Here is a 15,016-nt window from a genome sequence, read left to right as displayed (position 1 = left end):
TGGGCCATTAGCTCAGTAGGCAGAGCACCAGCCTTTTAAGCTGGGTGTCCCGCGTTCGAGTCGCGGATGGCTCACCATTTTAATTTAAAAGTTCACAGGTGGCCCCGTGGTCAAGTGGTTAAGACACAGGCCTTTCACGCCTGTAACAGGGGTTCGAATCCCCTCGGGGTCACCATTTTATTCACACTAATAAGTTTTTTATAGTTCATTAGAAAGAAAGAAGCGTATATACTTTTTAATATCAACCGAATGTAACTTACTAGAGTTTTTCCATTCGAATATAGTCAGAGATTCTAAAAAGCTCTGGAATTTGTTGATATTCTTGAATAAATCGTAAATAAATTCTAACTTTTCTTTACTTCTTTTTGATTCTTTATTCAGTAGTAAAAATATATCTCTCAGAACTCCAATGAGACAGTCTGTAATCTGTAAGCCAAAAGAACATTGTTTGTGGATAAGTGTGCAACTTTCTATTCTGAAAGGCTCACCTCTGTAGATGCTGTGTGCGTTTAACTGTTGATGAATGAATTTGTCTAATTCTATTTTTTCGTAATTGCTAGAGTGTTCTATTTCTATATCTGCTACTATATTTGAAAAAGAAATATTATCTCGCAAAGGCCATATATTACTCTTTCAGGAAATTTTGAGTAAATCATCTGTTTGAATTCATTATCATTAATGTTTCTGAAATTTTGATAATGATACAACAAAAAATTTGCATGTATAAACTTATAAAAAGGGGTTAAACTACTTAATAAGTCGAAATACTTGTCTTGATTATGTATTGATAATTCATTCCAATGAAAAGTAATGTTGTTTATTTTAAATTTATCCATTAATTCTTTAAATTTTCTGCTATTATAAACTTTTTCAGGAATTAATAGTGCGCCCATAATTCCAAGTTTTTGTTCTCTAACTATACCACTTTCATCAAGAAAAATTTTAACTTTACATGATGTCAAGTCAGATACCTCCCTTTAAATGCTATTGACAAAGGAGCAACTATATTTTATAATAATAGTGGAAGCATATCAATATCAATTAAAAAAGGAGCCAAGTACCTTCCAGAAGTAGGGAGTTGAAAGGCTCCAGGCATATCCTGCTTGCCAGATGGCAACTGGGATATGCTAAATATTTTACAAATAGAAAAAGAAACACTTTACAAATCAAGAAGGCGGGGACAGAATCCCTGCCTTTTTATTTTTCTTCTTTAAAAAGTTGCTTTTCTTTATTCTATAGTCAAAATCTCTAAGGCTAATGTTTTCTTTTCGTAAATACTCACATCTCATAAGGCATAGCCCTAAAATGGCAAAGTAAACGATTACATAATTTTTGAAAGGGAAAAGGAGCTTGCTTTACAGAAGGATTAGAAACACAGGAGTTTTAATCTCAGCCCTTATCTTTGGTGCAATGAGGCTTCATCTTTTTTGGTTTTCATCTTGCAAAGCTTGATGTGACATACGCTTCAATGAATGCAGCAACCACAACCAAAACTGCACCAAGTATACTCAAGATACAAAATCTTTTAAACACAGTCTTTATATCTTCTTTTTTCTTTTCCAGAATAAGATTTTCAAGAAAAATGGCGGATGCGACAGCTCCAATTAAAAATGCAAAAATCTCAATTACTCCATGGGGCAAAAGCAATAGCAGAGTTTTTTCAACTGAAGTGTGTTTTGCCGAAAGTGCAGCCACAGCCCCTACAATAACTCCATTTGACATCAAAACAAAAAGCGAAACAAGGCCAAAAGTGAGCGTTCCTGCTACAATCAAAATAAGATAAACTCTCATGTTATTTTTGAGTATTGCCAAGAAAAGCTCAAATTTGTTATCCACATTTTTCAAAATCTGCTGGAACATCTTTTTAAGATACATATCAACATATTTGCTTATCATATCGCCAAAATATATTCCAGCCAATATACCCAAGATCAAAAAAAGAACAAAAATACCAAGACAAATTAAAATGAGTCTTTTTTCTTTTCTTAAAGTTTCAACCAAAAAACTAAAGTTCAATTTCAAAGCCTCCTTAAAAAGGTTTGTAGAGCTATTTAAAATCATAACAAATTGGTTCTTTTTTGTAAACCAATGCAAGCAGGAAAGATTTTCACAAATTTTTAATTAACATTTCCTCAGTTTAGTATATAATATTGTTGATAGTAAAAGAAAAGGGGGAAGTTTGAAACATGAAAATAACCTATCTTGCGCACGCAAGTTTTTTGATAGAGACAAAAACAGGGGTAAAGATTTTAACAGATCCATACGATAACTCTGTTGGATACGCAGTGTTTGAATTATCACCTGATATTGTTTTGACCTCTCATAAACACTTTGACCACGGCTATACCGGCGCATTAAAGGGTAATTTTACTCTTGTGGACAAGCCTGAGGAGTACAACGTCAAAGGTGTAAAGATAAGAGGTATAAAGACGTTTCATGACCAAGAAGCTGGTCAAAAAAGAGGGGAAAATATTGTGTTTGTTATAGAGAATGAGTTTGTTGTAGCACATTTGGGTGATTTGGGCCATGAGCTTGAAAAAGACCATCTTGACAAGATTGGCAAGGTAGATATTCTGCTCATTCCTGTTGGTGGAGTGTATACAATTGATGCAAAAGCAGCTTACAACGTTGCAAAGGCTATAAATCCAAAGATTATAATTCCTATGCACTATAAAACAGAAAAACTGAAATTTGATTTGGGCAGGCTGGAGGAATTTACAAAGCTTTTTGACAATGTAGAATATGCAAACTCTTTTGAGCTTGAGATAAAAGAGCTTCCTGAGGCACGAAAGGTTATTGTGCTTTCACACAAGGGTTAAAATGCTTTAAATGAGGCTTTGGTTGAAACTAAACTTACAAAAAAGGAGAAAACACAATGGCGAAAAAGGAAAAGAAAAAGCAAACTTCTTCTTTCAAAGATACACAACAAGAAGCTCTAAATCTTTATCCCATAAGACTTATTTTGCTTTTTGCATTTTCAGTACTTGTCATGATGACACCTTACTACAGAGGGCTTTACTTTGACTATGAGCTTATGGTATTTCAGACTATAGCAGCTGTAATTTTCATCTTATTGGTTCTTTATCTGTATGCATCTAAAATAGGATTTGAGGTTAAGTACAAGCTTGAATATATCCTTTTGCTGTTTATGGTAGCATATATTGTGCCATTTTTCTTTGCAGCAAACAGAAGACTGGCAATAGGTGAGTTTTTGAAATATGCATTCTACTTTGCTATATTTGCAATGGCAATAAGGCTTGCAACTGGCAGGTTCGAAAGGCTCACCATATTAAATGCTCTTTTTATCTCAACAATTGGTGTTGCATTTTTTGGATATCAAGCAGCAGTAGGGTTGATACCTGAGACTGCTCGCCCTTTAGGTATGGCAATGAATGGTCTTTGGGCAGGAAATATGATAAACTCAACCTTGCAATACCACAACACCGCAGGAACTGTGCTTGCATTTGGGCTTATAATTGGTCTTATGCTGGGGCTATATACTGAAAATAAGTTTTTAAGAGCATTTTACTTTGCTGCATCTTCCTTTGTGCTGACAGCCTTTTTCTTTACATATTCAAGAGGATGCTATGTGACATTACCACTTGCGCTTTTTGTGTTCTTTTTACTACTTCCAAGGGAAAAGAGGATTTCGTTTGTATTTAACCTTGTGATAATAGGTGGGTTTGTGGTAGCCTTTTTGAACAAGGTAGGGACCCAGCTAAATCCTAATGGTAAAGAAAAACTGTGGTTGATTTTGCTTATGCAGCTTGTAGTTATTTGGGCAATTACCTATGTATTCAGTTTTGCCGAAAAAAGGCTATATGCTCTTAAAAACGAGGTTTATATCGTTTCGGCAGTAACAATTGTGATACTTGGGATAGTTGGCTTTATAGTTGCGCTGGATATGCATCTTCTTCCAGCGTCGATTGCCGACAAGATAAAATCAATCAGCTTAAAGGATAGGAACTTTGTTGAAAGGCTTGTGTTTTACAAAGATGGGCTTAAAATCTTTTTGAAAAGTCCAATCTTCGGCTATGGCGGTGGAACGTGGGTATCACTTTATTTTATGTATCAGTCGTACTTATACTTCACAACACAGTCTCACAACTACTTCTTGCAGGTGCTTCTTGACACAGGGCTTTTTGGATTTGCCATTTTGATGGTGTTTTTGTATATGCTTTTCTCCACAGCTTTGAGGGCATGGAGCAAGAAGGACAAAGAGAAGAATATTTTGATTGGTGGAATTGTGGCAGCGGCTGTGCAGCTTTATTTTCATTCAATTTTGGATTTTGACTTTTCACTTGCCTCTGTTCAGGTTCTGCTTTTTGCAAGCCTTGGGGTACTTATAGCAATAACGCAGGAAGTGCTTCAAAAGAGCAAAGAGGATGAAAAATTATTTGTACCAAAAAAATCAAAGGTATTAATCCCTGCACTTTTGGTCTTTTATCTTTTTGTGATAATTATTTCTATAAACTTTAGGATTGGGAATTACAACGCAAACATTGGTCAGCAAGCATTGCAGATGAATAACTTGACTGCTGCATATTCATTTTTGTCAAAAGCAGTAGAATACGATTCTCTAAATGCTGCTGCGTTGAGCGACTATGCAGTTACGCTATATAAAATTGGTGACCAGAACAAGGATGCAAGCTTGATTGCGAAGGCAAATGATTACTTCAAACAGGCAATTACAAATGATAGATTTAACGCTAAGATAAGGTTTAAGTATGCTGTGTATTTACTCTCCCACGGTGCAATAGATGAGGGTCTAAAACAGATAGAAGAGGGGATAAAGCTTCAGCCTCTTCAACCAAATAACTATGAAGTCAAGGCAGATGCATATGCAAAGGTTGGGGATTATTACCTGGGAAAAGGTGATAAGGAGAAAGCAAGGAAGTATTATGAGGTTGTGTTAAGGATACCACAAGAGATTGAAAGGGTGAAAAAAGAAAGAGAGAGGATGCCAGAAGTAGTAAAGATGAGTCCACATAACGATTTTGAAATTACTGATAAAACAAAACAAATTGTGAAGGATGTTCAGAAAAAACTTAATGGTATTTAGCATGAGATGAATAATAAATAGACCTCAAAAAGTACAAAAAATCAAAAAAAGGAATTTTAGTATTAGATCTCATAGAAAGAGTAAGTATAAATTGAGAATATGTCCACAAATTTTTCGAGCAAGCCAAATCAGCTCTATATCTTTTGGAGAGCAGTGGACTTTGTGAGGGAGCAGAGTTCTAAGGATGAAAGTTGTTGAGGTTTGTTTATGAACATTTTGGTTTTCTCCTCATAAAGTCAGAGTTGTTTTATATAAGTATATTTTACTATATTTACAAGGAGTGAGTTCGGACAAAACAAAAGTCCCAGAATATTTAATAACGCTTATTTTGAGCGCTTATGCGAAACGCTATAAATAAAAAATGGATAAATAGGAGGTTTATATGCGAGTTGCAATAGTTCATGATTGGTTAACTACTGTGGGTGGTGCAGAAAAAGTTATTTTAGAGTTAAAGAAAATTTTTCCTGAGGCACCAATATACACATTGGTATATAACGAGAAAAAATTAGGTGCATACTTTGATAAATGTAAAATCAAAACCTCTTATCTGCAAAAAAATCCATTGGCTAAGAAAAAACATCAGTTATTTTTTAAATATATGCCAAGAGCATTTGAAGAATTTGACTTAAGTGAGTTTGACTTAATAATTAGTTCATCATCAGCTTTTGCTAAGGGGGTTATTACGTCACCAAACAGTATTCATGTTTGCTATTGTCATACACCACCAAGATATATTTGGGATTTGACTCATGAATATCTAAAAGACTATAATTTTCTTGTTAGGAAGTATTTAGAGAAAAAATTTCACTACCTTAGAATGTGGGATAGTATAGCAGCAAATAGGGTGGACTATTTTATTGCAAATTCTTTCTATGTTGCTAAAAGGATTAAAAAATTTTATAAACGAGAAAGTAGAGTAATTTATCCACCAGTTGATACTGAGTATTTTACTCCATCGAAAGATGGTAAAATCGAGGATTATTATCTAATTGTTTCAAGGCTTGTGGCATATAAAAGAGTTGATCTTGCAATTGAGGCTTTTAACCAGCTTTCAAAAAGACTTATAATCGTTGGTGATGGACCTGAGTTTAAAAAATTAAAAGGTTTAGCAAAGAACAATATAGAATTCTTAGGTTATCAATCTGATGAAGTCATAAAAGAACTTTATCAGCATTGTAAAGCATTGATTTTTGCTGGGGTTGAGGATTTTGGAATAGTTCCTGTTGAGGTTCAAGCGTGTGGAAGACCCGTGATAGCATATAAAATGGGTGGAGCAACAGAAACGGTGGAAGAAAACAAAACGGGGATTTTTTTTGAGAGGCAAAATGTTGAGAGCTTGAGAAATGCAGTTATTAAGTTTGAAACAAATATCCAAAATTTTGATTCAAGATATATTAGATTGCATGCTGAAAAGTTCAGTGCTCAAAGATTTCGTGAAGAGTTTGAAAGATTTATTTTAGAGGTTATTAATGAAAAAGGCTTTGGAAAATAATGAATGAATTAAGGGGAAAAGAGGATAGGCTATAATATTAGGTAAATATTCTAAATGCATAAATTTAAAGCCATGTTTGTTCAAGACCCCCAAGGAAAAAAGCAAATGGATAACCAAAGATGATCAAATAAGAACTCCAATTAAGAAGATTTTAATAAGGCTCTAACTTGATGAGTTTCTCGAGTTATATAATATTTTGGTTAGAAAAATTAGCCATGTTGGATTAAGGTCAAAACACTCACAATTTGTTGAGAAGTGTAAAAGTGAGATTTCCAAATACATGAGAGAGCGTCGTATAAGCTTTGGAATGACAAGCTTGGCTCAGCTCCATGGGTTGAGAGGAGATACATCAATTGAAGAAAGAGTTAAATATATATTGATATATAAAAAATCGGATATTTGGATTAGATATTAAGACAGTATTTGCAACCGTATTTAAAGGTGAATTTTGAAGTAAGAGGTGAATTTCTATTGGAAAGGGAAAACAATAAAGTTGATTGTATATTACTTTCTATTTTATTTCTGTTTGTATTTGCAATACCCAAGAGTGGATTTAACATCCATAATATACCATTTTATGTTGGCATAATAGTTGTTGTAATATATATAGCACTGAATTTGAAGTATTATAAACCTTTAGTTTTAATTGATCTAATCCCATATTGGGGTTTTATATCACTATTAATTTACTTATTAATGCATGATCTTAATAATAAGGAAACAGTTATAAGATATATATTAGGATTTATTGTCTTACCATTTTTGTTTAACATAATTGCCAGGAAAAAATTGTCGATAGAAGATACATTGAAAGTTATAACAATTGTAGGTGCTATACCAGTAATATATGGAGTAATTCAAATAATGTTTGGTATTGAAAATACAGTTATTCCAGGATTAACTGCAAATTATACACAATTGAAGAACTTCAACTTTGATGTATACAAGCTTTTAACAGCTAAATGTAATAGAGTTGGAGAATATTATAAGTTAATATCTACTTATCAAAATGGAAATATGTTTGGAATTTTTTTGGTATTATATTATCCCTTATTACTTTATTGGGAAAAAACGAAATTGAGGAATATTTCATATTTATTGCAATCACTAACAATAATATGCATTTTCAGAAGTTTATCAAGAACAGCAATTATTGCATTTGTTATGTTGATTGTTGTTTTGAACTTTGTCAGAATAGTCTTTAAGAAGTTTAATATTACAATAAAAGAGTTTATTCACAAGACTACATTAACCATCGTAATATTTATTGTTCTTTCAACAATTTCAAAAGAAGAGCTGATAAAGCCTATTATAATGAGGTTATTCAATAATAAATCTGAAGAGATAATAACCATGAATAACAGAATTACACCTGGTTTACTTAATAGTCCTTCGTTAGGAAATTTATTACTTGGTAATCCTAATTTTGGACATGAGTCTCTTTATGCTGAGGTTTTGTTTTCGTTAGGAATTTTAATAGGGAGCTTATTTTTATTTACATTGCTTTTTATTGATTATAAATTAGTTAAGATTTTAAAGAGTAAAAATAGTAGTGAGTTATATGGAGTATTTATCTTATCATTTTTATCTGTACAAATTGCTGCTATTTCTGATATTGCGTGGGGGTTATTTCCTATAGAATCACAATTTTGGATAATATATGCATTAAATATAATCATTTTAAGTCAATCTAATATAGATATATCTTCTGTTAAATTACAGGGAGTCTTTTCTTTTATAAAGCAGATAATTTTTAAAACATTGACGAAAAATAATACATAAAAAAAGATTTGCTTCTTAGTAGATATATTAATAAGATAAGCGAAAAGTTTTTTGTATTTAATCATAAATTTGAGAGGGGCCTCTAATGAGAGTATTGATGGTATCGGGTTCATACCCTAACATGAAGTGTGGAGTTGGAGATTATACTAAGATCTTAGCGAATTTCGTAAACAAAACTGGCGTTGAATTAAAAGTTTTAACTACAAAAAACGAAAAAGTGGTATTAGATGGAATTTGTGAGCCTATAATTTTAGATTGGAATTTGCAGTGCATTAAAGAGATATATGATTATGTCAATAAAAATAATATTGATGTGATTCATATACAGTACCCCACAAAAGGATATGGATACAAAATTGGCATAAATTTGTTACCATTATATATAAAGATGAAAGATATGGTTTTCCAAAAGAAAACAAGGATTATTACAACATTACATGAATTTAGTCAGTCGCACATTTTGAGAAAAATATCGATTATTCCACTTGTGTTATTTAGTGATAAAATTATTTTAACCAATAACGAAGAGAAGAAAATAATTCTTAAATTTTTTCTTTTCCTTAAAAAAGATAAATTTGAAGTAATAAATATAGGTTCAAATATTTTGCCAGATAAATCTTCTGAAAATAATGAAAATAAATTATGTACCAATAATCATACAATTAGTTATTTTGGTTTTATTAGGCCTGACAAAGGCTTAGAAATATTATTAAGAGCAATCGTTTTGACAAAAGTATATACTGAAGATGATTTTAAGTTAAATATTTTAGCTGAATTAGATGATAGTGATGAATATCATTGTAAAATAAAAAAATTGTTAAAACAATTAAACATTGACAAAAACAAGATAGAAATAACTGGATATTTAACAGAATCTCAAGTATCAGAATATTTAAAAGCATCAAATTTATGTGTGTTACCCTTTAGAGACGGTTTAACATATAGAAGAGGAAGTTTTATAGCTTCTGTTGTTCATAATGTTCCAGTTTTATCAACTTATACAAAATTGACATCTCCGGATTTGTTAGAGATTTTCAAAGATTATCTTGTAAAACCTAATGATGTGGTAGGGTTGTCAAGAAATATTGATAAATTTTTCTATGATATGGAATATAGGAACAGGCTAATTGCAAAAACAAATCAAATCAAGAATTTATTCGATTGGGAGAAAATAGCTAACAAACATAAATCACTTTACTATGAGTTGGGGTTGAGAGATTAAATACTTTTAAGAGGCCCAGATGTGGTCAGATTATTATATCAGGAATAAAAAGGAGAATTATAAAATGACAAGTCCGAAAGTCGGGGTTGTAATTGTAAATTATAATGGTGAAAGATATATAAGCACTTGTGTTAGAAGTGTATTGAAATCATCTTATGAAAATTATTTAGTGATTGTAGTTGATAATGCATCAAGGGATAATTCTGTCAGATTACTTGAGGAAGAATTTAATAATAAAATTGTTATGAGGTTGTTGAATAAAAGAAATAACCATATAAAGTAAACATAGTAACAAATGAAAAAAACCCCTTGTGTTATAATTTAATTTAAGAGAAAACCACAACAAAACACAAGGGGGAAAAGATATACTCATGAATATTAAAGCACAAAATAAGAAATTTTTAAAGCTACTTTTTGTAGTGAAAAAGGTTACTGAAGCTCTGACAAGGAGAATAAAGCACAATAGAAGAGGACGCCCAAGGAAATTTAATTTGTTTCAAATAATAGCTTGTCTGGTTTACAAAGTTAAGAAGGGGATAAAGAGTTTCAGAGAATTAGAATATCGAATAAATCAAGACACAGAGTTTAAGCAAGTAGTAGGTATAGAAGAAAGTCCGGACTATTCATATTTTGCAAAGTTGTCAAGAAAAATAGAAAAAGAATACATGCAAGATATAAAAGACATATTAATAGCTAAGATAGAACCTGATATGAGTATAGCGATAGTAGATTCTACACCTTTGAGAAGTGCCAAAAATGATTCAGAAGCAAAAATAGGTATACATATTACAATAGGATTTTACAGGGGATACAAATTACATCTTTTGTGTACAGGTAAAGAAGAAGTAATACCACTTTTCTGGATTTTAACAGGGGCAAATGAACATGACTCAAGACAAGAAGAGCTTTTATATAGGGCATGGGGCTTTGGCTGTGAGATTGTATTAGCAGATGCGGGATACGATTGTAGCAGATGGTTTAATATAGCAAATGAGCTTAAGGTTAAATTTGTTGCTGGGATAAACAAAAGAAACATGAAAGATAAAAACAATGTTAAGAATGTTTTTAGAAGAAATAACATAAGATTTTTAGAAACTGAAGAGGGCAAAAAGCTATACAAGCATAGAACAAAGATTGAAAGACTATTTAGTAAATTAAAAGGTGAATATAATCTTGAGAATGTAAGGCTCAGGAGGTTTAAGAATTATAAAAGGTATATTGATTGGATACTAATTACTTTTTTGTTTGAGCAACTTCTCAGAAAAGTAGAAGGTAAGAAGTTTTCTTTCGCATATGAATGGAATCAATAACTTTTGCTCATTTTATGTATTATTGGTAATAATTTTTATTCAACAACCTAAAATTGTTATAATAAAAAATGAAAAGAATTTAGGGTTTTCGGCTGCTAATAATATTGGTATAAAATATGCATTGGAAAATGGATGTGAATATGTACTTTTACTTAACAATGATACAGAAATAGATAAAGATTTAATAAAAAATATGGTTAAGGCATCCATAGAAAATAATAATGCAATTATTTCACCTAAAATATATTACTATGATAGTCCAAATAAAATTTGGTCGGCGGGGGGAAGTTTGAACTGGAAAAAAGGGCTAAGCTTTCATTATGGAGTTAATAAAATAGATAAAGGACAGTTTGATGTACAAAAAGAAATAGATTTTGCTACGGGATGTTGCATTTTAATACATAAATCAGTTTTTGATAAAATAGGTTTTTTAGCAGAAGAGTATTTTCTTTACTTTGAGGATACTGATTTCTGTGTAAGAGCTAAAAAAGCAGGTATTAAAATTTTATATGAGCCTTCTGCAAAGCTTTGGCATAAAGTTAGTGGTACCACCGGAGGGGAAGAATCATTAATAAGTCTGTATTATTGCAATAGAAATAGGCTTTATTTTAATAATAAGTTTAACAAAAAGAACAAGTTTTATTATTTATCCTATTTTTTTGTAACTCGAATGGTAAAGTTTTTAATTTGGCTAATCAAAGGACAAAAAGATAAAATAAGGATTGTTTTGAAAGCAATTAGGGATTATAGAAATAATAAAATGGGATACGTAGAGATTTAAAAATGGGAGGTAAAATTCAAAAAAGTTGAAATATCAATAAAAATTTATCTATCCTTGCTGTTGATAGAGTTGAAGAAGATTGGAAAACAGCTTATTTAGTGAATGACCTGGGGATAAAAAGTTTTGCCATTATTTTAAGCGGAAATAAAATTATATTAGTTCATAATTTTGCTGGAGAGCAAAGTTATCTTAACAAAAATACCGGATCATTCAGTATTATTACAGAAATGTTGGTGATAATACTACAATTATAGCAATAATTTAAACATTAACTATTATATGTCAAATAATTATTAAAGATAGTAATAGGAACAAGGAGATGATATATTAAATGAACATTACCAATATGTATCATACTAAGGAGGACAAATATTTTAAAGGCGTAAGATATGATGTAATTAATATTATACCTGAAGGCGAAAGTCGCATATTAGAAGTGGGTTGTGGCTCAGGTGCTACGCTTTTAAGATTAAAAGAGATAGGTAAAGCTAATTTTATTATGGGGATAGATATTATCGAGTTTGAAGAACAGAAAAAATTAGATAAATTTATTATGGGTGATATTGAAACTATAGACGTTAGTAATTATCAGGATTATTTTGATGTAATAATTTGTGCTGATGTCTTAGAACACTTAAAAGACCCGTGGGAGACTACAAAAAAATTAGCAAACTGTTTGAAGCCAAATGGCATTTTAGTTGCTAGTATACCAAATATTAGAGAAATAAGTACAATTTATAAGATAGTTATTAAAGGTGACTTTAAATATGAAGATAGTGGAATTTTAGATAAAACTCATTTACGATTTTTTTGTAAAAAAAATGTTTTGCAACTATTTAAGAATGCAGACTTAGAAGTAGAACAGATAAAACCCTCATTTCTTTTTTGGGAAACCAGAGGCAAACGATATTGGCTAAATAAATTAACATTTAATTTTTTCCATGAATTTTTTACGCCTCAATTTCTGATAGTTGCAAGAAAGAAATAAAACTTATAAGAGCAATTATTGTTTATTGTTTAAATCGACTTTCTATAGATGCTTATATTTTGAAGGAAGATGATAAAATGAAGGCAATAATTTTAGCCGGTGGAAGTGGCACAAGATTATATCCTCTCACAAAGGCAATAAGTAAACAGCTGCTACCTGTGTATGATAAACCTATGATTTATTATCCACTTTCGACTGTTTTACTTGCAGGAATAAGAGAGATTCTTTTGATTACAAATCCTGAATATGTAGAGCTGTATAGAAATTTATTACAAGATGGTTCACAAATAGGAGTACATATTCAATATGCGGTTCAAGAAATTCCACGTGGATTACCTGATGCATTTATCATTGGTGAAAAGTTTATTAATTCTGACAAATGTATGCTCATACTGGGGGACAACATATTTTATGGACAAGGCTTTAGTAACTTGTTAAAAAAAGCTGTTAAATTAGAAAAAGGGGCGCTTATCTTCGGATATTATGTCAAGGACCCTCGAGCATATGGTGTGGTTGAGTTTGATTCTAACATGAATGTTATTTCAATTGAAGAAAAGCCCGAAAAGCCAAAATCGAATTATGCAATACCTGGTATTTACTTTTTTGATGACAAAGTAGTTGAACTGACAAAAACCCTCAGACCCTCTAAAAGAGGTGAGTTAGAAATAACAGATTTGATAAAAAAATATTTAGAATTAGGAGAGCTAAAAGTTGAACTATTTGGGCGAGGGTTTATGTGGTTAGATATGGGAACTTTTGATGGACTTCTTGAAGCCTCGAATTTTGTTGAAACAATTCAAAAAAGACAAGGGTTTTACATAGGATGTATAGAAGAAGTGGCTTATAGAATGGGATATATCGATAAAGAACAGTTATATAAATTAGGATACAAAATGAGAAACAGTGAATATGGAAGGTATCTTATGGAATTGGCAGGTGAAAGTTAAGTGGCTAAATTCAAAAAAATAGAGACGCCAATAAAAGATTTATTTATAATAGAACCCACAATTTTTGAAGACAATAGAGGTTTTTTTATGGAGAGTTGGAATGAGAAAGAATTCAACGAAATTGGATTAAAGATAAAGTTTGTACAAGATAATCATTCAAGATCTAAGAAGGGGGTATTGAGGGGGCTACATTTTCAAGAACCATATCCACAAGGCAAGCTTGTAAGAGTAATAAGGGGTGCCATTTTTGATGTAGCAGTAGATATAAGAGAAGATTCCCCAACGTTTAAAAAGTGGTTTGGAATTGTCCTTGATGAACACAATAGAAGAATGTTATACATTCCTGAAGGATTTTTACATGGTTTTTTAACACTTAGTGAATGGGCAGATGTGTTGTATAAAACTACAGAATACTATTATAAAGAATATGATAGAGGAATAATCTGGAATGATCCTGACTTAAAGATAGAATGGCCTTTTGAAGAATATGGAATAGACAAAGTAATTTTGTCGGAGAAAGATAGTCAATTACCTACTTTTAAGCAATGGCTGAAAATGAAAAAGGAGAGAAGAAAGCTGTGAAAGTTTTGATTACAGGTGCGGCTGGGCAGTTGGGCCAAGCGTTTCAAAGATTTTTCACAAAAAGAGGTATTGACTATATAGCTGCTGACCATAGTATGCTTGATATAACAAATTTAAGCCAGCTTAGGGAGTTTGTAAAAGGGAAAGATGTAACACACATAATAAATTGTGCAGCTTATAATGCAGTTGATAAAGCTGAAGAAGATTGGAAAACAGCTTATTTAGTGAATGGATTAGGTGTAAGAAATCTTGCTATTATTTCACTTGAGAATAAGATTGAATTAGTACATTACTCTACTGATTATGTTTTTGATGGCAAAAAATCAACTCCTTATACTATCTTTGATACGCCTTCTCCATTAAATAAGTATGGAGAAAGTAAACTATTAGGAGAGAGGTTTATAACTTTGACCGAATATTACTATCTAATACGAGTTAGCTGGGTTTTTGGTATAGGTAATACAAACTTTTTGAAAAGGGTTTTTGATTGGAGCAAGGAAAGACATATATTAAAGATAGCTGATGATGAAATAAGTGCACCTACTTATACAGATGATTTAGTATATGCTACATATTTGTTATTAAAAGAAAGAGCTTTTGGGTTATATCACATAACTAACACTCCTGCTTCAAGATTTGAATGGGTGGAATATGTACTAAGAAAAGTTGGTTGGAAAGGGAAAATTGAAAGAGCAAAAAAAGATGATTTTAAGCTACCTGCTAAAAGACCTGGGTATTCAGTGTTAGATAATTTTGGTTTAAAGGAGACTGTAAATTTTGAGATGCCAACATGGCAAGATGCTACTGACAGGTACTTAAGGCAGATAAATTTGATATAAGAGGAGAGAGA

Annotated in this window: 14 protein-coding genes, 2 tRNA genes and 1 pseudogene; 15 read left to right on the top strand and 2 right to left on the bottom strand. The window is 31.5% G+C overall.

Going from position 1 to position 15,016, the window contains the following annotated elements; translation table 11 throughout:
• The first annotated feature begins 1 nt into the window (after nt 1).
• Both ELD05_RS13645 and ELD05_RS13640 read left to right on the top strand, forming a co-directional pair.
• Nucleotides 2-77, top strand: a tRNA-Lys gene (locus tag ELD05_RS13645).
• Between the two features lie 23 nt (nt 78-100).
• A tRNA-Glu gene (locus ELD05_RS13640) sits at nt 101-175 on the top strand.
• 409 nt (nt 176-584) lie between these two features.
• On the opposite strand, the gene ELD05_RS13630 is transcribed toward ELD05_RS13640, so the two are convergent.
• Nucleotides 585-962 (bottom strand): hypothetical protein, encoded by a 378-nt coding sequence (locus tag ELD05_RS13630; RefSeq protein ID WP_127352853.1) that lies wholly within the window; start codon nt 960-962, stop codon nt 585-587.
• Nucleotides 963-1,434: 472 nt separating this feature from the next.
• On the bottom strand, nt 1,435-2,016 hold the full coding sequence (locus tag ELD05_RS13625) for a stage II sporulation protein M (RefSeq protein ID WP_241243527.1): 582 nt from the start codon (nt 2,014-2,016) through the stop codon (nt 1,435-1,437).
• A gap of 170 nt (nt 2,017-2,186) precedes the next feature.
• Between ELD05_RS13625 and ELD05_RS13620 the strand changes: the two genes are divergently transcribed.
• The 13 genes and pseudogenes from ELD05_RS13620 to rfbD all read left to right on the top strand — a co-directional run bounded on the left by ELD05_RS13620 (nt 2,187) and on the right by rfbD (nt 15,005).
• Complete coding sequence (locus tag ELD05_RS13620; protein WP_127352851.1) at nt 2,187-2,819, top strand: MBL fold metallo-hydrolase; 633 nt, start codon at nt 2,187-2,189, stop codon at nt 2,817-2,819.
• A gap of 56 nt (nt 2,820-2,875) precedes the next feature.
• Entirely contained in the window at nt 2,876-5,062 is a 2,187-nt protein-coding gene (locus tag ELD05_RS13615) for an O-antigen ligase family protein (protein ID WP_127352850.1), read from the top strand.
• Nucleotides 5,063-5,444: 382 nt separating this feature from the next.
• Entirely contained in the window at nt 5,445-6,554 is a 1,110-nt protein-coding gene (locus ELD05_RS13610) for a glycosyltransferase (RefSeq protein ID WP_127352849.1), read from the top strand.
• Nucleotides 6,555-6,732: 178 nt separating this feature from the next.
• Nucleotides 6,733-6,969 (top strand): annotated as a pseudogene (locus tag ELD05_RS15110) (sugar transferase); the annotation flags it as partial.
• A gap of 56 nt (nt 6,970-7,025) precedes the next feature.
• Complete coding sequence (locus tag ELD05_RS13600) at nt 7,026-8,336, top strand: hypothetical protein (RefSeq protein WP_127352848.1); 1,311 nt, start codon at nt 7,026-7,028, stop codon at nt 8,334-8,336.
• Between the two features lie 85 nt (nt 8,337-8,421).
• A complete protein-coding gene (locus ELD05_RS13595; RefSeq protein ID WP_127352847.1) occupies nt 8,422-9,558 on the top strand; it encodes a glycosyltransferase in 1,137 nt (378 codons plus the stop codon).
• A gap of 64 nt (nt 9,559-9,622) precedes the next feature.
• Complete coding sequence (locus tag ELD05_RS13590) at nt 9,623-9,841, top strand: glycosyltransferase family 2 protein (protein ID WP_241243526.1); 219 nt, start codon at nt 9,623-9,625, stop codon at nt 9,839-9,841.
• Nucleotides 9,842-9,929: 88 nt separating this feature from the next.
• Nucleotides 9,930-10,868: a transposase gene (locus ELD05_RS13585; RefSeq protein WP_127350937.1), complete on the top strand. Its 939-nt coding sequence runs from the start codon at nt 9,930-9,932 to the stop codon at nt 10,866-10,868.
• Nucleotides 10,852-11,649, top strand: a complete 798-nt coding sequence (locus tag ELD05_RS13580; protein ID WP_241243525.1) for a glycosyltransferase family 2 protein — start codon at nt 10,852-10,854, stop codon at nt 11,647-11,649. Before ELD05_RS13585 ends, ELD05_RS13580 begins: the two co-directional genes overlap by 17 nt.
• A 331-nt stretch (nt 11,650-11,980) precedes the next feature.
• Complete coding sequence (locus tag ELD05_RS13575; RefSeq protein WP_127352846.1) at nt 11,981-12,637, top strand: class I SAM-dependent methyltransferase; 657 nt, start codon at nt 11,981-11,983, stop codon at nt 12,635-12,637.
• Between the two features lie 77 nt (nt 12,638-12,714).
• The gene (gene rfbA / locus ELD05_RS13570; RefSeq protein ID WP_127352845.1) at nt 12,715-13,584 is read left to right on the top strand and encodes a glucose-1-phosphate thymidylyltransferase RfbA; all 870 of its coding nucleotides are present in this window, start codon (nt 12,715-12,717) and stop codon (nt 13,582-13,584) included.
• A complete protein-coding gene (gene rfbC / locus ELD05_RS13565; protein WP_127352844.1) occupies nt 13,585-14,166 on the top strand; it encodes a dTDP-4-dehydrorhamnose 3,5-epimerase in 582 nt (193 codons plus the stop codon). It begins immediately after the preceding gene.
• Nucleotides 14,130-15,005 (top strand): dTDP-4-dehydrorhamnose reductase, encoded by an 876-nt coding sequence (gene rfbD, locus ELD05_RS13560; protein WP_206516896.1) that lies wholly within the window; start codon nt 14,130-14,132, stop codon nt 15,003-15,005. The genes rfbC and rfbD overlap by 37 nt, the downstream gene beginning before the upstream one ends.
• Nucleotides 15,006-15,016: the final 11 nt, after the last annotated feature.

Source organism: Caldicellulosiruptor changbaiensis (genome assembly GCF_003999255.1).
GTDB lineage: Bacteria > Bacillota > Thermoanaerobacteria > Caldicellulosiruptorales > Caldicellulosiruptoraceae > Caldicellulosiruptor > Caldicellulosiruptor changbaiensis.
The sequence above is the reverse complement of the archived record's forward strand: the minus strand, read 5'-3'. Positions and strand labels throughout refer to the sequence as shown.